This window comes from Pseudomonas sp. SA233 (assembly GCF_054792385.1).
Genome location: NZ_CP096450.1, coordinates 67,386 through 85,597 on the forward strand (window position 1 = coordinate 67,386; position 18,212 = coordinate 85,597).

The window sequence follows — 18,212 nt, forward strand, 5'->3', positions numbered from 1 at the left end:
TCAGCGGTAACGTTCCTGATAGTCACCCCCCTCTAGAATCGAACCTGTAGAGGAGTCTACGACAATCTCCTTCCATGCAAAGGGTGCAGCAGACGAGTGGGTTACTCATGTGTGTCCTGCGACCGCGCTCGCCTTGCGATTTAAAAATCCTCAAAGACAGGTCTAAAGCATGCCCATGTCATGGCGCTTCACGGGGAACTTTCGATGAATAACGAACATTATCTGCGCAGTGTAAAGGGGCTCTCTTTCGCCATCGCTTTTATTATTTCAGGGCCTGCCATGAGTGCTGAGAAGTTCTCTGTCGCCAATGAACAGATTCAAGCGCTGGGTATCAAGACGTCTGCTGTGCAAAGCATGAAACAGACGGTCAGCACGCGATATCCCGGCCAGGTTGTCGTGCCTCCGAAAGCGGAGCAGATCGTCAGTTCCCCACTTGAAGGTGTGGTGGTGCAACTGCTGGTGGGCGAGTACCAGGCCGTTCGCAAAGGCGAGCCGGTCGTGCGCCTGTCCAGTCCGGCGATGAGCCAGCTCCAGCTCCAGCTGTTGCAGGCATCTGCCCGCGCCACGCTGGCCCGGCAGGCCTACACCCGGGAACAGAAGCTGTTCGATGAGGGCATCATTCCGCAGCGTCGGGCGCAGGAAGCCCAGGCAACGCTGAAGGAAGCGGAAGCGACTCTGGTGCAGACCAAGGCCGAACTGGCCCTGGCGGGAATGACCCCGGCCATGATCGAGCAGGTCATCCGCTCCGGGATTCCTTCCGACAGGATCACCCTCAGCGCCGTTCAGGACGGCATTGTCAGCAACATCTCGGTCCGGCCCGGCCAGCGGGTCGACGGTGCCACGTCGCTGCTGAACATCACCCAGGTCGATGCGCTGTGGCTGGACGTGCAGATTCCGGCCGCGGCCAGTATTGGCATTCAGCCGGGCGCGGGCGTAACGGTGGTCGACAAGGGCATTAATGGGCGTGTCATCAACCTGAGCCCGACCCTCTCGGCTACCAGCCAGTTCGTGGTGCTGCGCGCCGAAATCGAAAATGCCAACGGCGCCCTGCGTCCCGGCGAGCTCGTCACCGTGGAGATCCCGGTTCAGGCCGCTGGCAAATCCTGGGACATCCCTCTGTCTGCCGTCGCTCGCAACAAGACCGACTCCGTGGTGTTCGTCCGCACGCCCGACGGTTTTGAAGCCCGCCCGGTCAAGGTCGAAGCCAGCGCGGGGCAACTGGTCCGTGTCCAGGGCAACATCAGCGAACAGGACCAGGTTGCCGTCGCCGGCGTGATTGCGCTGAAAGGCGCCTGGCTTGAAGAGGACGGTGAGTGATGCTGAGCCGTCTTATCCAATTCTCTTTGTCCCAGCGCCTGTTCATGGTGCTGGCGACGCTGTTGCTGACCGGCGCGGGCTGGTATGCCTACCGTGGGCTGCCCATCGATGCCTTCCCTGATGTGGCCAGCACCCAGGTCAAGGTGATCATGAAGGCACCGGGGATGACCCCGGAAGAAGTTGAAAGCCGGATTGCCGTGCCGATCGAAGTGGAAATGCTCGGTATTCCCAAGACCAAGATCCTGCGCTCGGTCACCAAGTACGGCCTGGTCGATGTCACCATCGATTTTCAGGATGGCACTGACATCTACTGGGCGCGGCAACAGGTTTCCGAGCGTCTCGGCAACCTGAGCGACAGCCTGCCGGACGGCATCAGTGGCGGCATGGCGCCGATCACCACACCGCTGGGCGAGATGTTTATGTTCACGGTGGACGGTACAACCTTGTCTCTGGTCGAACGTCGCAGCCTGCTCGACTGGGTGATCCGGCCGGCGCTGCGTACCGTACCTGGCGTGGCGGATGTGAACTCCCTCGGTGGCCAGGTCAGGACCTTCGAGGTACTGCCAGATCCCATCCGCATGGCTGCCAGCGGCGTGAGCCTTGAGCAGCTGACCAACGCGGTCAACACCAACAACCGTAACGACGGTGCCGGCCGACTGGGTGAAGGTGACGAAGTCCTGCTGGTACGCAGCGAGGGCAGCATCCGCACCCTGGATGACCTGCGGGCCGTTGTGGTCAATTCCAACAGCTCCAGCCCGGTGCGGGTTGGCGACCTGGCCGAGGTTCGCCTTGGCACCCTGACCCGCTACGGCGTGGTGACCCAGGATGGCAAGGGCGAGGCTGTGCAAGGCCTGGTGCTCGGCCTGGCTGGCGCCAACGCCCGCCAAGTGGTCGCCGGTGTGCAACTGAAGCTCAAGGAACTGGAGGCCACACTACCGAAAGGCATCACCATCACCAGCTTCTACGATCGCTCGTCGCTGGTCGATAAAGCGGTAGGGGCTGTGTCCAAGGCGCTGATCGAGGCCACCGTGTTGGTCATCGTGTTGCTGGCCCTGTTCCTCGGCAACGTTCGCGCAGCGCTGACGGTTGCCCTGGTACTTCCGCTGGCGGCGTTGATCACCTTCATCCTGATGCGCTTCGTCGGCATGTCCGCCAACCTGATGAGTCTGGGAGGGCTGGCCATTGCCATCGGCATGTTGGTGGATGCCGCGGTGGTGGTGGTCGAGAACATCGTCCAGCGTCTGGCCACCGATCCTTCCGGTGGCAAGCTGCCGCGTCTGCACATCATCTACCGGGCGGTGCGCGAGGTCGCGGTACCGGTGACGTCCGGCATCCTGATCATCATCACGGTGTTCCTGCCGCTGCTCACCCTGCAGGACCTCGAAGGCAAGTTCTTCGTCCCGGTGGCGCTGACCATCGTCTTCGCTCTGGCGGGATCGTTGCTGCTGTCGCTGACCGTGATCCCCGTGCTGTCCTCCTACCTGCTGCGCGAGGTCAAGCACGAAGACCCCTGGCTTGCCCGCAAGCTGCTGGGCATCTATGGCCCGGTGCTGGAGTGGGGGCTTGGCCGGCAGAAACTGATCGCGATCATCGCTGGCGCCATGTTGGTCGTCGCTGGCCTGGTCTACACCCAGGTGGGCAAGACCTTCATGCCGACCATGGATGAAGGCGACCTGATCGTGGGTATCGAGAAACTGCCATCGGTCAGCCTCGAACAGACGGCCGAGCTGGACAAGAAGATCCAGACCGCGCTGATGGCAGCGGTCCCGGAGATCCGGGGCATCGTGGCGCGGGCCGGTTCCGACGAGATCGGTCTTGATCCCATGGGCCTGAACCAGACCGATACCTACCTGCTGCTCAAGCCCATGAGCGAATGGCGGATGGACACCAAGGAAGAGCTGATGGACGAGGTCCGCAAGGTGCTCGATCCAATGCCGGGTATCGGCTACAGCTTTACCCAGCCCATCGAGATGCGCGTCTCCGAGATGATCATCGGTGTGCGCGGCGACCTCGCCGTGAAGATCTATGGCCCTGACCTGGGCACCCTGAGCCAACTGGGCGGCAAGATCGAGTCGCTGCTCAAGACTGTGCAGGGCAACCAGGACGTCTACACCGTGCAGAACGACGGTGTGCAGTATCTGCGCGTGGAGATCGACCGGCTGCAGGCTGGCCGTTTCGGCCTGAGCGTCGAGGCCATCCAGGATGCACTGCGCGTGCAGATCGAAGGCCAGCAGGCCGGCCTGGTGATCGAAGGCAACCAGCGCACGCCGATCCTCATTCGCTCGGACGAGTCGGTGCGCACGTCGCCGGCGGACTTCAACGCGGTGCGGATCACCACGCCGGATGGCCAGACCATTCCGCTGAGCAGCGTGGCGAGACTGGAGCGTGCCGATGGCCCGGTGAAGATCGACCGGGAAATGGGCAGCCGCTACAGCGTGGTGATCGCCAACGTCAGCGGTCGTGACCTGGTCGGCTTCGTCGAGGAGGCCAAGGCGCTGGTGGCTCAGCAGGTGGAACTGCCCAACGGCTATCGCATCAGCTGGGGCGGCCAGTTCGAGAACCAGCAGCGTGCGGCTGCCCGGCTGTCCATCGTCGTTCCCGTGGCGCTTGGTCTGATCTTCGTCCTGCTGTTCTCGACCTTCGGCTCCGTGCGCCAGGCGTTGCTTATCCTCAGCAACATCCCCTTCGCCCTGGTGGGCGGCATCGTCGCGCTGTGGGTCACTGGCGAGTACCTCTCGGTGCCAGCGTCGGTGGGGTTCATCGCTTTGTTGGGTATCGCGGTGCTCAACGGCATCGTGCTGGTCAGTTACTTCAACCAGTTGCATGGCGAAGGCCTGCCACTGCGGGAAGTGGTGCTCCAGGGTGCCCGTCGCCGGTTACGCCCGGTACTGATGACCGCCTCGATCACCGCCTTCGGTCTGGTCCCACTGTTGTTCGCTACCGGGCCCGGCTCCGAGATCCAGCGGCCGTTGGCCATCGTGGTGATCGGCGGTTTGATCACCGTCACCGCGCTCACCCTCATGTTGCTCCCGATTCTCTATCTGCGATTCGCCCACGCGAAAAAGGAGGCCAAAGATGCCTGATACCTGGTTGACGCTGCTCTGCACCCCAAGCTTGGAGGAGAAGCTCATCGACCACCTCCTGGTCGTGACGGGGAACCAGATCTTCACCAGCACACCGGTTGCGGCGCACGGGCTGTCCACCGCGGCACTCAATCCGATGGAGCGTGTCATGGGGCGGGCCAAGGCTGTGCAGATCCAACTCGTGGTGGAACGGCAGCAACTCACGGAGGTGCTGCAATCCCTCAAGGAGGAGTTTCCAAATACCGGGCTGCGCTATTGGACGGTCCAGGTCAGTAACTTTGGGGAGTTCGTGTGATGAAGCGCCTTGTTCCCCTGGCTCTGCTGATCAGTGTGTGTGGCACGGCCGTGGCGCAACCTGCCGCTCCGGCAAACATTCTGCCCAAGCCGCTGGTGGTGTCGCTGCTCAACGCCGATCCCCGCGTGGCCTCGGCACGCTCCAGCATGGATGCCGCCATGCTGGAGGCTGGCATCATCCGGCGTTCGCCTTATGAATGGACGGCCACGGCAATCGGCCAGCAACGGCGTACCGACGCTGGCCCCAACTACAACGAATGGAACGTGGGTATCGAGCGCACGGTGCGCCTGCCTGGCAAGGCCAGTGCCGACCAGGACATCAGTTCGGCAACGCTGCGATTGGCAGATGCCACCTATGGCGAAGTCCGTCATGAAGCCGCGCGGGAACTGATGACCCTGTGGCTGGATTGGCTGGTGTCGGAGCACGCGCTCACCATCGCCAATAAAGGCCTGGCCTCAGCCAAGGAAAGCCTGGCGGCGGCGGAAAAACGCAACCGTGCGGGTGACGCCTCTAAGCTGGATGTAAGCCTGGTCAAGGCGGAAGTGGCCGAGCAACTGCGACAAGGCAACGAAGCCAAGATAAAAGCCGCTGCGAGCTGGGCAACACTGTCGCGGCGCTTCCCTGGCATCGAGCGCAAAGTGGTTGATCTGCCCATTCCTTCGGCCGAACTCGGTCAGTACGACACCTGGCGCGAGCGGATCCTGGCCGAAAGCGATGTGCTGCGTCGGGTCGAAGCCTCTCTGCTGAGAAATCAGGGGCAATCGGCCCGGGCGAAGGCTGACAGGGTGCCGGATCCTACGTTGGGGGTATTCACCGCCTCCGAGCAGGGCAACCGTGAGCGCATCTACGGTGTCAGCTTCAGCATGCCGATCCCCAGCGGGTCGCGCAGTGCTCGCTACAGCCAGGCGCTGGCCCAGGAGAATGCGGCTCGCGAGGATGTCGACCTGGCCAAACGCGAGCTGGAAGCCGGGATTGCCCGTGACGTCGAACTGGCTTCAGGTGCTTACGAGAGCTACCTGATCGCGAAGGATGGCGCCGCTGCCATGACCCAGAACGAAGCACAGATGCAGCGTGCCTACGAACTGGGCGAGGTGGATCTGCAGTCGTTGTTGCTGGCTCGCCGGCAAGCCGTCGCATCGTCTACCAGCGCCCTGCAGGCCCACGCGGATACGCTGCGCACCCATCTGTCGCTGTTGATCGATGCCCACTGGATATGGGGGTTGGACGAAAGCTGAGTTGTTGCGTTGCCCGGCATAGGCCGGGCAACCTTTCAGAATCGTAATGAGTTACTCATGCTCCGGTTAGTTTTCGGCAGCAATGATAGGAAACGGCCAGTGACCACAGCTGAATAATAAACGGCCGTCCTATCTCAATAAGGGAAGGTCTGAAGTAACCCTGTATTTCCGGTCGACTTCAGCCCTTGCTGCTTTTGAAAGCGGGCCGTCGATCAAAATCGACCAGGTAACCCGCTCAGTTCTCCGTTTTTGGCCGCCGCGAGCACCTCGCAGCAGCCATTTTCCGCATTACAGGTGCACCTTTCCTGCGGTAGTCAGCAAATGTCGGCGCGCCATCCATAGGTTCGACAGCGCGAACAGCGTCACCAGCTGAGCGGTGTTCTTGGCCAGGCCACGGAAGCGCACCTTCACGTAACCGAACTGGCGCTTGATCACTCGAAACGGGTGCTCGACCTTCGCTCGCACTTGTGCCTTGGCCTTCTCGATCTTGCGCTTGGCTTTGTACAGGGCGCTGCGTTTATCGAGCTTCTTGTAGGTGCTGCGGCGTGCTGCGACCTGCCAGATCACTTCGCGGCCCGCATGTTCGGGGCGCTTTTCGACGCCGGTGTAGCCGGCATCGGCGCAGACGACGTTCTCGTTACCGTGCAGCAGTTTGTCGACCTGGGTGATATCGGGGTTTGGGGAGCAACGGAACAGAAAGTGCACTTAAGCCCAGCGCCTGCCCGCAAACCCTTGTGGCGTCTGGTTAGTTCGGGAAAACCAAGGTTTTGCCGAACTCTATCGAGGAATGGCTCGGTTCGTTAAGCTCCCCACGCTACGGTTCAAATAACTGGTACGCTTTATCAAAGTTCAACTATTACTAACGTAGTCGAGTAAACGGTACTTTTGATGAAGATCGGTTATGCGCGAGTGAGCACTCGGGATCAGAAAGCCGACCTACAAGTCGATGCCCTGAAACAGGCCGGGTGCGAACGCATCTACCAAGACATCGCCAGCGGCGCGAAAAGCGCCCGTCCGGAACTGGACAAACTGCTGGCCAACGTGCGTCCGGGTGATGCCGTGGTGATCTGGAAACTGGATCGCCTCGGGCGCTCGCTCAAGCACCTGGTCGAGCTGGTCGGCGAGCTGGCAGAGCGTAAGGTCGGCTTGCAGAGCCTGAATGACCCCATCGACACCACCCATGCCCAAGGCCGCCTGGTGTTCAACCTGTTCGCCTCGCTGGCCGAGTTCGAGCGCGAGCTGATCCGCGAGCGGACTCAGGCGGGCCTGTCGGCCGCACGGTCGCGGGGCCGGATCGGTGGCCGTCCCAAGGGTCTGCCCGCCAAGGCCGAGGCCACCGCCATGGCGGCGCAAACGCTGTACCGCGAGGGTCGCCTGAGCGTCAGCGCCATCGGCGAGAAGCTACACATCTCCAAGAGCACACTGTACAGCTACCTGCGCCACCGGGGTGTCGAGATCGGCGCATACCAGAAGAGCGCCCGGTCACGCGATCAGCAGATCACGGCCTCGTCGTCATCGCCGGCAGAGCCGCCCGCTGTCGAGCGGGTGGCCACCGTCACCCTGCGCCTGGCGGTGGTGAATAACAGCAAGTTCGTGCGCGGCCGGAAACGGGCCAAGGAGAACATCGAGCGCTACTGCCTGGAACCCTACGGCATGAAACGGCTGGAGTCGGGCCACTACGAGTTGGCCATTTCGTATCGAAGCGACGACGAGCTGGACAAGACCGTGCACGACCTGCTGACCGAGATCAGCCAGGAAGCCGACATGCGCAACTGCTTCATCGAGGCGGATGCCTGGGAAGAAGGCACCGAGCGCAGGTGGTAGGGCTTACGTTGGTTTTTGGTTCCATTGCTCCCCAAACCCCCTAATGCATGGAGATGGCGGAGCGGGCTATCATTCTGGTTTGTTGGTTTACGATACATAACGCGTACGTGTAATATTTTCTGTCTCTACCCAGGATCCCGGCCATGCCTACACCTTTCTCTGCTAACGACACCCAGCTGAGCTTTCAGGTGCTGCGAGTGGCTGAAATCTGATGCGCCCTGTCGACGAGTTGAAGGCTGTTAGGAGTCGAGTCACCGAGTGCCTTGGGCTTGCGTCCTCACACTTCGGTCGTGTGTTTCCTGAAATACCTGTGAGATTTGATCTCACGGGTAAAACGGGGGGCATGTACCGATACAGGATCGACAGGCACACTGGAAAGCTAAAGGACCAGGAATTTCGGTTCAACCGACTGCTGGCGAAAGAAAATCTACATGAATACCTAGATCAAATTTGCGCTCACGAGGTTGCGCATTACATCACGCGCAATGTCTGGGGGACCAAGCCCTCGCCCCATGGCGCAGAGTGGCAGGGCGTAATGCGAGACGTGTTCAAGCTTGACCCCGACAGGTGTCACAGCATGGATACGTCGAAGTCAGTCAAGAAAGGCTTTGTCTACAGGTGCGGGTGTAAGGGCAATGACCACATGCTCAGTACCAAAACGCACAATCGGGTGGCGCGTAAGATAGCCATACTCCGGTGCAAAACGTGTGGTGAGCTCCTGGAGTTCGTACAGCAGGCAGAGAGAGCGCCTGCGCCGATCATCTCGAAACTCTTCATCAGCACCTCAGGTCCGACGATCGACAGCGATCAAGCAGACCGAATAGTCAAACTCATCGTTGACCACCAGGTGAACCAGGTCGTCCTTGACTGCTTGATCACGGGTGAGCGGCATCGTGAGCTACTGAGCAAGAAGCTGAAGGTCCCGTCGAGCTCGGTGCTCAGGCATTTGAGCCCAGACACCCTGCCAGGCGGAGTGACCCACGCCATTGTCTTCAGCGATGGCCAAGATGAGCGACAAGTACGCGTTGCCAGGGCTTTCGAGCAACGAGGGGTGAAAGTGCGAATGGTGCGAGCGGGTGTTGGCTGACGTCAGCCGCCTTCGAGACCCTCCAATTACCACCCAGTAAATTTGCGTAGAGCCCCAACATGCAACAAGTCGAGCAAACCAATCAACGCCCCGCAGTCGCGGAGACTTTCCGCTTGAAAGCATTCCGAGTGGTCACCGGCGAACTGTTCGCTGCGGCCACCGCGCAGCATGCGCTCGACATGGCCAAGTCAGAGCTCTCTCGACCCCAGCTCAGCCTGAAGGATGTCGTCGCGGTGAGTCACAGCGATCGGGTGGTAGCTGAAGTGAATGGAGCCGAGCTCGCAACTGGCGCTTCAGTGCTCCTCGCACGAGCAACCGCTCCGGGCTTGCTGGGACGTTGCCGAACTGACCATACCTACCAGACGGTGTTTGTCGAGGCGCTGAGCGGACCAAGCTTGGAGTGGGCCGTGCGCGAGGCGAGCTTCAAGGCTTTTGGATTCATGATGAGCGCTGAGCCAGGGTGCCCTGAAGATACCCTGCGGAATGCCGTGCGGCGATGGCTTGGGGATGTCGTAAGTGTCCCTGCAGATCTTCATATCCTGGACACACAAGCGGCCTGAGTTGTTTGCCCGCCGGCGCCGGGCATCCCATTGGGAGAGGGCCGCGAGGTCGTACATACCCGTGTGCGCCATAACCACCCACAAACCTAACGCACATGAGGTGCCGCGATCATGACCAATCCAACCCACGCTGTAGCAGTCTCCACTGAAGGCCGTGTGCCTGCTGATTGGACGGCTCCTGATTTCTATCAGCCGCTGGACCTTCTGCGCGCCAAGCTGGCGTTCCAGTTCGGCGATTTCGCTCATCTCATGCTCAGTGGGTATGAGAAAGCGAAGAAAGCCTACCTTGACCGCGACTTCTCGCAAGTACAGTTCCCACGAGCTGGCGAAGAGGCGATGGTCGAGCTTGAGGTTCGAGCTCAGACCATGCTGTGGGTCGTTGAGATGGCTGGCCTGACAGGCAAGGCTGCAGACTACGCAGCCAATCGCTATCACGAGGACACCGCATTTTTGCTGGTCTACTCGGTGCCAAACGAAGATTCGCTTCAGACGTTCCGTTGTGGTGGTGGTAGCCCGGGCGCCGCCCTTGCTCAATTCGCGCAGCAGAATCCAGACCGGGTTCATCTCGTACAACAGATCTACGTAGATAAACGGAGCCTTCAGCCGGCAGCAGCATAACGATTCACCCAAACCCCACCGCTCAGCGCTGGGGTTTTTTCTTGCCCAACGGAAAGCCAGGGCGGTCAAGATGAATATTTTCTGCTGCATGCATAACACGTATGTGTAATTTTTGTGTTGTGCGTTTCCGATACTGGTCGTAATATCAATGCGTGTGAAAATGACAGCATGGTGCCATCAACCTGTCGTATCGATACCCGAGACGCTGGCGCGAGGCACATTGCCCCAACTAATCACGAGGCCCAACTGATGACCCCTGAGGAACTGTTGCAACAGCCCGAAGACCAGTACATGAACCCTGACCAGGTAGCGTTCTTCAAAAGCCTGTTGGTGGGTGAAAGTGCCACTGCAATGGGGCGCATCGATCAGCTGCGAGTCGACCTGACGGGTTTGGAAAAAGCCCCAGACGAAGTGGACGCTGCGCTGATCGAGCAAGAGCGTCAATCAATCCTGGGCAGCATCGAGCGCGAGAACCAAAGTCTGCGCGACATCAAACTGGCGATGTCGGCAATTGCCGACGGCAGTTACGGCTTCTGCATTGATACCGGTGAGCCAATCGGCTTGCGACGCCTGCTCTCTAATCCCCGGTCTCTTCTCACGGTCGAAGCCAAGGAGAGCCGCGAGAACAAGTCCCGGCACCTTCGCGCCGCATAATCACTTTTCACCTGAAGCACCGACAGCCGGTCATTCCTGAGGTTATCCCCATGCCTAAGTCCCAGCCTCGCACTAACTCCCGCACAGCTGACAAGTTTGTTGTCCGCCTGCCGGATGGCATGCGAGAGAAGATCGCAGAAATTTCGAAAGAAAATCACCGCAGCATGAACTCTGAAATCATCGACCGCCTGGCTTTGAGCATTGAGCGGGATGAGCAGGGCGATCTGACGGTTCGTGCGCTGGCTCAGGTTACCCGGCGCTGTGAGGAGCTGGAGCAAGAGCTGGCGGAACTCAAGGCAGCTCTGGCCAACGAAACCTCGAAGCCTGCTCTGCAGCAGGCACCAAGACTGTCGATCGCAAGCGCCCAGTGAGAGACGGACACCATGGGGAATTTGCTTGATGTAGGCCCCGGCGCTACCAGCGCCGGCACTGCTGACATTGCAGCTGTGCTCTTGAAGGCCGCCCAGCGGTATTTCTACTTGCGTGGTCCAGCCCTGCGGACTGGGAAAGCCAATGCCCCAATGGTGCGTATCGGCATCGACGCTCTTCTGGGCGGTGAGTCTCTCGATATGGCGCTCGACCAAGCAATGATCGAGGCGCATGTAACGGGGCTCAGTGTTCCGTCGGGAGCCATCGGCCATGTCGGCAGTCACCAGTTCTCCGCCGCTGAAGCGGTGTTTTTGCGAAAGCTGCTCACAGCGCCACAACCATCACAGGCTGCTCAGCTCTTGAAGTACGCGACGGCCGTGGGGGTGCGTGACACGGCCAATCTCTTCGGCAACTACATCGCGTACATGAACTCGCCAATGCCCTGGCTCCAACAGGTGGGTACTGAAGGGCTACTCACGCCCTGCAGTGGGTCGCCTACGTGCCCGGTGGAGATCGTGCATGAAGACCGGCCGCAGGATTCTGAAGGCCGTGCACGCCGGATTTGGTCTCAAGTGGCCCCCGAAAGTGCAGGCCGTTACTGGAACTGGAGCGGTAAGGACGGAATTGAGGCCTCCCTGCTGGCGGTCACCTGGTCGTCGGACGTAGGCAAGTTCTGCGTAGAGGGGGCGCCCGGCACATCGCGACCAGTCAGCTGTGAGGAGTGGGGAGGATGGTGGGCAGAGCTCGATCGGCCAAACCCCCGCGAAGAGATCGCTTGCCTTCGCTACACGGCAGCCAGCTGATCGGCATAGCACCTAGCAGCATCCCGAAGCACGTAGAAGCTTCAACCTCAAGCATCCAAGACAGTGCTCATGAGGGCACTGTCATCACCCAAATCACCTAACAAGGCATGACCATGTGGTTTAAGAACCTGACTGTTTATCGTCTGACTCAAGATATTGAATTTGCGGCGGAGGCGCTGCAGTCCGCCCTGGCGTCGAAGCCCGCCCGTGCGTGCGGTTCGCAAGAGCTGGTCACCTTCGGCTTTGTCGCGCCTCTGGGCAAGGGAGAGGAGGCTCCGCTCGTTCACCAGAGCGGTAATTTCTTCCTGATCAGTGCTCGGAAGGAAGAGCGCATCCTGCCAGCAAGCGTGGTGAATGATGCTGTGAAGGGAAAGGTCGAGGAGATCGAGAAAGAGCAGCAGCGCAAGGTGTATAAGAAAGAGCGCGACCAGATCAAGGACGAGACAATCCAGGCCATGTTGCCGAAGGCGTTTATCCGCCGCGGCGTGATCACGGCAGCCATTGCGCCAAAGCTTGGGCTGATTATCGTCAATAACGCGAGTGCCAAACGAGCCGAGGATCTGCTCTCCACGCTTCGTGAAGTGCTCGGTTCGCTGCCGGTGCGGCCGGTGACGGTAAAGATTGCTCCGACTGCAACCCTCACTGACTGGCTCAAGAACGAGCAGGCGGGCGAGGGCTTCCACGTCCTGGACGAATGCGAACTGCAGGACACCAGTGACGAGGGTGGGTCGGTGCGCTGCAAGCGACAGGATCTCACCAGTGGCGAGATCAAGAATCATCTTGCAACCGGCAAGCTTGTGACCAAGCTGGCGCTGGCCTGGCAGGACAAATTGTCGTTCATGTTGGACGACAAGCTGGTTATCCGGCGCCTCAAATTCGAGGACCTGCTCCAGACCCAGGCTGAGCAGGATGGGGGCGATGACGCCTTAGCGCAGGCAGATGCGACGTTCGCGCTGATGATGATGACCTTGGCCGAGTTTCTCCCGGCGCTTTACCAGGTGCTGGGTGGCGAGGATGTGCCAGCGTCGATCTGAGCCATGCAGGGTACCCAAGCCTCCGCGTTGACGGGGGCTTTTTGTTGCCCGAGAAAAATATCGGTCTCTGTTACGCATTCCAGGAAGTACAGACAACCAGTTTGTCATTTCCCCCAATCGGGCTCAGTCCCCGCCTGGGGAGCTGTGTCGACTACTTGGAGCACCACAATGACCACCATCATCAACGCAAAAATCGGCGAATCGAAGGGCGTTTCACGTGTCTTTATGGAAGGCCGTCACCTCCTGACGGCCGGTATTCAGATTGGCAAGAAGTACTCGATTAAGTCAGACAAGATTGCACGACGTCTCGAACTAATTGAGGTTCCAACTGGCTTTTCCGGGAAGTGCATCAGCGTATCTAAGCGTGAGCGTAATGGGGTTGTACATCCAGTAATCGACTTGCGCTCTGAGCAAATCCGTGAAGTCTTTGAAGATGACCATAAGGTCCGAGTTGCGATTCGTCGTGGCCGGATTGTGATTACTGCTTTGCAGATTCAGACAAAGATCCGCGAGCGCCTCAAGCGCATGAAGGAAAAGTTGGAGCGAGGACAAAAGCTTGCTGTATGCAGCCTCTTCCACGGCGGCGTCCTAGACGCCGCAGTGCACTCTGGCCTAATGCAATCCGGTGTAGGCTCATTCGTTCAGGTCGGTGTTGAGTTGGAGAGCGAGTATCTCGACTGCTCAATGCGAAACAATAATGAGATTTGGACAGAAGAGTCGATTGCTATCAACTCAGACGTACGAGACGTGTACCTCAGTGAAAATACCCCGCAATGTGAGCTTTTGACAGGTGGAATACCTTGTGTTGGGGCATCACGTAGCGGAAAGGTGAAGAATAAGCTATATTTTGCAGAGGATCATGCTGATGCAGGCGCGCTTTTCGTGGATTATCTCAACTGGCTCCGTCATGTCAACCCCTGTGTTGCGTTGATTGAAAATGTTGGGGAGTACGCAAATACAGCTTCCATGGCAGCTATCCGAAGCGTGTTTATTCACCTCGGATACAAAGTGCATGAAGCTGTTCTTGATGGATGGGACTACGGGACGCTGGAGCACCGGAAACGCCTGGTTGTGGTGGCAATAACGCCTGGTTTAGGGGACTCTTTCTCGTTTGAAAATCTGAAGGTCAACAAGGTCAGAGAGACATGCATCAATGCGATACTCGATGATATACCTCTCGACGATGAATCTTGGAAATCCTATGAATACTTGGCAACTAAGGAGAAAAGAGACAAGGCTGAAGGCAAGGGATTCTCCAGGCAGTTGCTAACTGGAAATGAATCAGGTTGTGGCACGTTAGGGTGCTACAAAAAAGGCAGAAGTACCGAACCGTTCATATTGCATCCTGAAAAAACAGGCCTCAGCAGGCTCTTCACTAAAGCCGAACACGAAAGGCTCAAAGGGATTCCTGCAGGTTTAACTGATGGAGTTTCTGAAACTATTGGTCATGAAATTTGCGGCCAGAGTGTCTGCTTTCCAAAGTTTGTTTCGGTGGGTGAGGAAATAGGGCGGGCGCTCATGGCATCCCGCAATAACGTGGTTAACTTTCCGATTCGTTCTGCCCATCCTGAGATGGATGAGGTGACGGGCTCAGAGTCTGATAAATTCCAAACTGGCACATTGGCCTTGTTGATCTGACGGGTGGTCTTCCGTTCAAACGCTGCACCTGCCCGGTTCGCTTATGCGAATCGGGTTTTCTTTTGGCTGGCGAAAATGTTTCTCTCGCTTGAAGGTTCTCTCCCTATTTGCTATATGTAGGTCATTAGATATTTTCTCAAGAGAGGGGCAAGCACATGAAAGCAACGACTTTCACTTCGGAATTCCTGAGTGCTGCCAAACAGGCGCCTCGGATTTACTTTGCGCCTGTGATTGGCGCCTACAAAGCCATCAAGGCAGAAATTGCGAAGGCTTCAGGCAGCAAAGGCGCTCCCAGCGCCAAGCACTAAGGCTTACAGAAACCCGCCGATCGAGCGGGTTTTTTGTGCCTGGAATTTACTGGTTTCTGTGAAGCATCCCCATGGAGCAAGTCAACTTTCAGGGGGCCATCATGCTTCTCGCAATCAACGATCCAGCTGTGCAATCCGCTTTGATAAATGCTTTCGCCGCTGTAACCAGCACTGTCCTGGCTGCGGCGTCAGCTGCACTGATCGGAAAGAAATTTTCAGACCGGAAAAAGCTGGAGCAGTCGCTGGAGCTGTGCCAAAAAGACGTCGAATTTCTGCTCCAGGTAGAAGCCGAGCATGTCGAGCTCCACAAGGAGCGGGGCGACAAATCCAACAAGCTGAAGGTCCGTGAGCGAGTAAGGGATCTCGGCTATTCGTTCTCTGGGAAATTCACGCCCGGCCGGCTGCGGCAGGCACGGCAGAGCTAAGCGAATTGTTCCACCAAGCCAGGCACTGCCTGGCTTTTTTGCGTCCCGCAGATTACAGGCCCGCGTTACGCATCTCCAGGGGCTAGGTCTACCGCAAGAAGGCCTATGGGATTTCTCAACGACCGCCCCAGGTCCTTTCAGGAGTAACAGATGTCCAAAACGCAAAAAAAAACCTTGGTGGAGCCCGATCGCACACTTCGCGGCTCATGGCTTCGTCGGTACTATCATATTTTTGATTATCATGGTGCCTGCAGTACTACTCAACCATCTGGTCCAGTACTTGGCTGAATTCGGGATTAGTGAGTTCACTTTACTAATTCTGGGGCTGCTCGAACACTTCATTGTATTAATGGATGCTGGTCTTTTCTTCATCTTTATATGCATTGGGGCTTACAGGGCTATTAAGGAATTTGCTGATGAATAATACGTTTGGGTCAGAGTTCGCTAACGCTGCAAGGCAAGCACCGCGTATCTTTTTCGCGCCCTTGATGGGAGCTGTTGCTGCCATTAAAGGTGAGTTCAGACGCGTAAAATACGGTGCAAACCAAAACGGCAAGCCGCTGCAATCCAAATAAACGCTCAGCAGAGCCACCTATAAAGAAACGCTAAATCCGACCCACCATCCTTGATGGTGGGTCTTTTTTTGGGTTCGATTTCCGGGACCCGGCGTGGGCCTCCTGAACCCTGTCACCTACTCCTAGGGAAACGTGTAGATTTACATTGATCTCTATCGCCGTATGCGTACGCGTTATGTATTATTGATGGCGCCCATTTTTGGAACCGATAGGAGCGTTCAAATTGGCCAACTCCCACGAATTCGAGGTCGGCGCCGGCTACGAGGTAGCCAACCCGCCCATGCTTGCTGTCGGCGACGATGAAACCCACCGACTCTCCCGCTTTTTTACCGTGCTCACTACCGATGAGCACGGGGTGACAGTTTATGACGGTTGGTATGGTGACGGCCTTGCGAGCTTGCATCTCTCACATGAGGTCCTTGCTCAGCTGGATGTGACCAGGCTGCCGCCCCGTGGTGAAGCGGTGGCCGCAGAGCTGGCCAACGCTATTGCCACTTCTGCTGCCGCTGCCATCGAGAGACGAAACCAGGTGAAGGAGCATGGCGACTCTGTACAGAGCGAGCACGCTTCCCAACGTTTCTTCGTACAGTTTTTCTCTGGCCAGGTCAGGGGGCTCGCGTCGAAAGGACTGATCAACCCAGATCTCGCAGTTCAGATGATCAGCCTTTCGACCGGTTTGGAGTTTGCCGCTGGTGCGTAATCCAAGGCGTCTCCGCTCCTGGCGTACTGCTCTTGCCGCCTTTGCCACGGTAAGCGCTGCTGCTGGCCTGATCATGTTCAAGCCGGTGGCCCAGCCTCACTTCGGGGCAGCAGTCTCCAAGCCGTTAGGGCGTTACTGCTTGATCAAACCAGGTGAGCGCCATACCCATTGTGAGGGGCAAGATGCTAGCCCCAGGGATCCAGTGCTCGCAGCCATTAAGACCATGCGTGAACAAGGGAATCGGCAACCTTGACGCCGTTTCTCGCTGACTCACTCGCTCTACCTGTTCTGTATTAAATCCAACCTGAGGAAACGCAATGACTATCACTCCTGACATGCTTGCTCGTATCGCTGTCGTGGTGCTGGCTGTGATCATTTCGATCGCGATCAAGCGCCGCAAAGCCCTTTTCACCGTGAAAAATGCCTCCGGGCCTGAGCAGATCCAGGCAATGCAAGGCTTTACCGATCGCTCGCTGCGCGACGTAAAAATTCTGATCTGGCTGTGCTCGGCGCTTTGCGCGGCTGCATTGGCGGTGTGTATCTACTCGATTTTCTACCCGCTGTGAGGCTCTCCCGGCCGTAGATCAAGGCCTCTGTCCATCCCTGTGGACAGAGGCCTTTTTTGTGGCGCTATCATGACATCGCATGGCTGGCAGGCGTGCAAATCTTCTAGTATTATGCGTACGTGTTATCAATCATTCTGAGGAGCTTGTAATGCCGAAAATTCAATTCTGGGCCATGCGGACTTTGAACATTGTTGGTCAGTTGCCGGCGGCTTTGGCCCTGGCAGCCTTCGTATTCGTGTGGGCGAAGATTGGTCACATCAGTCCCACACCCGCGTTTATGCTGATCGCGATTCTGGTCATGGTTGTGCTCTTCGTGCAGCTGCTGAAAGTGGCCGATCGTAAAAAGGCCAAGGCCAGTGCGCAGGGCCGTGTTGGTACCGGGCTGCGCTGAGCTGCATCATGCCTGCCGGCCTAACGCAAGTGTCGCGGTGTCGTCCGCATGTGCGGAGCCGAATAGATACCGGCTTCTACAGCGAAATTCCAATGCATCGCGGCCTGGTTGAGCGCATGGAGCTCGCAGGTGACTACTCCGTAGAGCTGAGCCTTTCAGGGGATGTGTTTGATGGCTTTGCGGTATGTGAAGGGCGACTGGTTACAGCCTGGCTTCGGTTACAGTCAGAGGCTGTGCCAGTCGCTGTCCTGGACGCGGTTCTGTTGTCCAGCGGCGATGGAAAGCGATATTCCTTGGCTGATGCTTGCGACCTGGTAAGTGAGGCTCTCCAGAAGGCTGTGCAGGAGCTGGTCTGGACCTGCCGGAATGACTTCTCTGCTGTGCTCGAAGCTGGCAGCGTACTTTTCATTAGAAGACTTGAAGTGAGGGATGAATTCAGGTCATCACAACTAAGCCAAAATATAGTAGACGCTGCCTGCGTCTGGCTGACGTCGAAGTGTCGACTCGCGCTTCTTACCCTTAAGCCGTTTCCTCTTCAATACGAGAATATAGAGCCTGTGCTGGGTAGTCGCCATTACGAAGCGTATTGCCGGGGCTTACGAGAAGATTTGGAAAAGCTTTCTCTATATTACAGCTATCACTTCGGGTGCTTAGCTGCGTCACTTGAATCCACATTGTTGATCAAGCCGTTGAACGGACACCGATGCGCGCTAAGCCGGGCAGGGTGGTC

Annotated in this window: 19 protein-coding genes and 2 pseudogenes; 20 read left to right on the plus strand and 1 reads right to left on the minus strand. The window is 57.9% G+C overall.

The window, feature by feature from the left end:
* The first annotated feature begins 204 nt into the window (after positions 1 to 204).
* From M1D87_RS26805 to M1D87_RS26820, 4 genes are read left to right on the plus strand one after another with little or no spacing between them, the layout of a single operon-like run.
* Positions 205 to 1,317, plus strand: coding sequence for an efflux RND transporter periplasmic adaptor subunit (locus M1D87_RS26805; RefSeq protein WP_023628708.1), 1,113 nt, complete (start codon positions 205 to 207; stop codon positions 1,315 to 1,317).
* Positions 1,317 to 4,400, plus strand: a complete 3,084-nt coding sequence (locus M1D87_RS26810; protein WP_003089077.1) for an efflux RND transporter permease subunit — start codon at positions 1,317 to 1,319, stop codon at positions 4,398 to 4,400. Before M1D87_RS26805 ends, M1D87_RS26810 begins: the two co-directional genes overlap by 1 nt.
* Positions 4,393 to 4,695 (plus strand): DUF3240 family protein, encoded by a 303-nt coding sequence (locus M1D87_RS26815; protein WP_003288512.1) that lies wholly within the window; start codon positions 4,393 to 4,395, stop codon positions 4,693 to 4,695. The genes M1D87_RS26810 and M1D87_RS26815 overlap by 8 nt, the downstream gene beginning before the upstream one ends.
* Positions 4,695 to 5,930 carry a TolC family protein gene (locus tag M1D87_RS26820; protein ID WP_003089075.1) on the plus strand — a complete coding sequence of 412 codons (1,236 nt, stop codon included), beginning with the start codon at positions 4,695 to 4,697 and terminating at the stop codon, positions 5,928 to 5,930. The genes M1D87_RS26815 and M1D87_RS26820 overlap by 1 nt, the downstream gene beginning before the upstream one ends.
* A gap of 288 nt (positions 5,931 to 6,218) precedes the next feature.
* Here the strand turns inward: M1D87_RS26820 and M1D87_RS26825 are convergent.
* Positions 6,219 to 6,602, minus strand: a pseudogene (locus M1D87_RS26825) (transposase); the annotation flags it as partial.
* Positions 6,603 to 6,818: 216 nt separating this feature from the next.
* Here M1D87_RS26825 and M1D87_RS26830 point away from each other — a divergent pair.
* From M1D87_RS26830 to M1D87_RS26905, 16 genes and pseudogenes are all read left to right on the plus strand, one after another.
* A complete protein-coding gene (locus M1D87_RS26830) occupies positions 6,819 to 7,754 on the plus strand; it encodes a recombinase family protein (RefSeq protein WP_003089068.1) in 936 nt (311 codons plus the stop codon).
* A 211-nt stretch (positions 7,755 to 7,965) separates the two neighbouring features.
* Positions 7,966 to 8,316 (plus strand): annotated as a pseudogene (locus M1D87_RS26835) (SprT family zinc-dependent metalloprotease); the annotation flags it as partial.
* A gap of 15 nt (positions 8,317 to 8,331) precedes the next feature.
* A complete protein-coding gene (locus tag M1D87_RS26840; RefSeq protein ID WP_223817446.1) occupies positions 8,332 to 8,841 on the plus strand; it encodes a SprT family zinc-dependent metalloprotease in 510 nt (169 codons plus the stop codon).
* Between the two features lie 59 nt (positions 8,842 to 8,900).
* Complete coding sequence (locus M1D87_RS26845; RefSeq protein ID WP_004577585.1) at positions 8,901 to 9,401, plus strand: hypothetical protein; 501 nt, start codon at positions 8,901 to 8,903, stop codon at positions 9,399 to 9,401.
* A 111-nt stretch (positions 9,402 to 9,512) separates the two neighbouring features.
* A complete protein-coding gene (locus M1D87_RS26850) occupies positions 9,513 to 10,019 on the plus strand; it encodes a hypothetical protein (protein ID WP_004577584.1) in 507 nt (168 codons plus the stop codon).
* 249 nt (positions 10,020 to 10,268) lie between these two features.
* A complete protein-coding gene (locus M1D87_RS26855; RefSeq protein ID WP_144000633.1) occupies positions 10,269 to 10,673 on the plus strand; it encodes a TraR/DksA family transcriptional regulator in 405 nt (134 codons plus the stop codon).
* Between the two features lie 50 nt (positions 10,674 to 10,723).
* Positions 10,724 to 11,044 (plus strand): Arc family DNA-binding protein, encoded by a 321-nt coding sequence (locus tag M1D87_RS26860; protein ID WP_223817445.1) that lies wholly within the window; start codon positions 10,724 to 10,726, stop codon positions 11,042 to 11,044.
* Positions 11,045 to 11,056: 12 nt separating this feature from the next.
* Positions 11,057 to 11,845 carry a hypothetical protein gene (locus tag M1D87_RS26865; RefSeq protein WP_144000632.1) on the plus strand — a complete coding sequence of 263 codons (789 nt, stop codon included), beginning with the start codon at positions 11,057 to 11,059 and terminating at the stop codon, positions 11,843 to 11,845.
* Positions 11,846 to 11,958: 113 nt separating this feature from the next.
* Entirely contained in the window at positions 11,959 to 12,879 is a 921-nt protein-coding gene (gene rdgC, locus M1D87_RS26870; protein WP_144000631.1) for a recombination-associated protein RdgC, read from the plus strand.
* Positions 12,880 to 13,047: 168 nt separating this feature from the next.
* On the plus strand, positions 13,048 to 14,517 hold the full coding sequence (locus M1D87_RS26875; RefSeq protein ID WP_144000630.1) for a DNA cytosine methyltransferase: 1,470 nt from the start codon (positions 13,048 to 13,050) through the stop codon (positions 14,515 to 14,517).
* Between the two features lie 155 nt (positions 14,518 to 14,672).
* Positions 14,673 to 14,825, plus strand: coding sequence for a hypothetical protein (locus tag M1D87_RS26880; protein WP_016487031.1), 153 nt, complete (start codon positions 14,673 to 14,675; stop codon positions 14,823 to 14,825).
* A gap of 71 nt (positions 14,826 to 14,896) precedes the next feature.
* Positions 14,897 to 15,250 (plus strand): hypothetical protein, encoded by a 354-nt coding sequence (locus M1D87_RS26885; protein ID WP_023662065.1) that lies wholly within the window; start codon positions 14,897 to 14,899, stop codon positions 15,248 to 15,250.
* 416 nt (positions 15,251 to 15,666) lie between these two features.
* Positions 15,667 to 15,825, plus strand: a complete 159-nt coding sequence (locus M1D87_RS26890) for a hypothetical protein (protein WP_004574345.1) — start codon at positions 15,667 to 15,669, stop codon at positions 15,823 to 15,825.
* Between the two features lie 223 nt (positions 15,826 to 16,048).
* A complete protein-coding gene (locus M1D87_RS26895) occupies positions 16,049 to 16,525 on the plus strand; it encodes a hypothetical protein (protein ID WP_023662067.1) in 477 nt (158 codons plus the stop codon).
* Between the two features lie 317 nt (positions 16,526 to 16,842).
* Positions 16,843 to 17,091 (plus strand): hypothetical protein, encoded by a 249-nt coding sequence (locus tag M1D87_RS26900; RefSeq protein ID WP_023662068.1) that lies wholly within the window; start codon positions 16,843 to 16,845, stop codon positions 17,089 to 17,091.
* A 148-nt stretch (positions 17,092 to 17,239) separates the two neighbouring features.
* A complete protein-coding gene (locus M1D87_RS26905) occupies positions 17,240 to 17,482 on the plus strand; it encodes a hypothetical protein (protein WP_023662069.1) in 243 nt (80 codons plus the stop codon).
* The last annotated feature ends 730 nt before the right edge of the window (positions 17,483 to 18,212 follow it).

What these genes read in the sequence shown, in the direction of transcription:
- M1D87_RS26805 (WP_023628708.1), top strand. Translation starts at nt 205, where the DNA reads ATGAATAACGAACATTATCTGCGCAGTGTAAAGGGGCTCTCTTTCGCC.
- M1D87_RS26810 (WP_003089077.1), top strand. Translation starts at nt 1,317, where the DNA reads ATGCTGAGCCGTCTTATCCAATTCTCTTTGTCCCAGCGCCTGTTCATG.
- M1D87_RS26815 (WP_003288512.1), top strand. Translation starts at nt 4,393, where the DNA reads ATGCCTGATACCTGGTTGACGCTGCTCTGCACCCCAAGCTTGGAGGAG.
- M1D87_RS26820 (WP_003089075.1), top strand. Translation starts at nt 4,695, where the DNA reads ATGAAGCGCCTTGTTCCCCTGGCTCTGCTGATCAGTGTGTGTGGCACG.
- M1D87_RS26830 (WP_003089068.1), top strand. Translation starts at nt 6,819, where the DNA reads ATGAAGATCGGTTATGCGCGAGTGAGCACTCGGGATCAGAAAGCCGAC.
- M1D87_RS26840 (WP_223817446.1), top strand. Translation starts at nt 8,332, where the DNA reads ATGGATACGTCGAAGTCAGTCAAGAAAGGCTTTGTCTACAGGTGCGGG.
- M1D87_RS26845 (WP_004577585.1), top strand. Translation starts at nt 8,901, where the DNA reads ATGCAACAAGTCGAGCAAACCAATCAACGCCCCGCAGTCGCGGAGACT.
- M1D87_RS26850 (WP_004577584.1), top strand. Translation starts at nt 9,513, where the DNA reads ATGACCAATCCAACCCACGCTGTAGCAGTCTCCACTGAAGGCCGTGTG.
- M1D87_RS26855 (WP_144000633.1), top strand. Translation starts at nt 10,269, where the DNA reads ATGACCCCTGAGGAACTGTTGCAACAGCCCGAAGACCAGTACATGAAC.
- M1D87_RS26860 (WP_223817445.1), top strand. Translation starts at nt 10,724, where the DNA reads ATGCCTAAGTCCCAGCCTCGCACTAACTCCCGCACAGCTGACAAGTTT.
- M1D87_RS26865 (WP_144000632.1), top strand. Translation starts at nt 11,057, where the DNA reads ATGGGGAATTTGCTTGATGTAGGCCCCGGCGCTACCAGCGCCGGCACT.
- rdgC (WP_144000631.1), top strand. Translation starts at nt 11,959, where the DNA reads ATGTGGTTTAAGAACCTGACTGTTTATCGTCTGACTCAAGATATTGAA.
- M1D87_RS26875 (WP_144000630.1), top strand. Translation starts at nt 13,048, where the DNA reads ATGACCACCATCATCAACGCAAAAATCGGCGAATCGAAGGGCGTTTCA.
- M1D87_RS26880 (WP_016487031.1), top strand. Translation starts at nt 14,673, where the DNA reads ATGAAAGCAACGACTTTCACTTCGGAATTCCTGAGTGCTGCCAAACAG.
- M1D87_RS26885 (WP_023662065.1), top strand. Translation starts at nt 14,897, where the DNA reads ATGGAGCAAGTCAACTTTCAGGGGGCCATCATGCTTCTCGCAATCAAC.
- M1D87_RS26890 (WP_004574345.1), top strand. Translation starts at nt 15,667, where the DNA reads ATGAATAATACGTTTGGGTCAGAGTTCGCTAACGCTGCAAGGCAAGCA.
- M1D87_RS26900 (WP_023662068.1), top strand. Translation starts at nt 16,843, where the DNA reads ATGACTATCACTCCTGACATGCTTGCTCGTATCGCTGTCGTGGTGCTG.
- M1D87_RS26905 (WP_023662069.1), top strand. Translation starts at nt 17,240, where the DNA reads ATGCCGAAAATTCAATTCTGGGCCATGCGGACTTTGAACATTGTTGGT.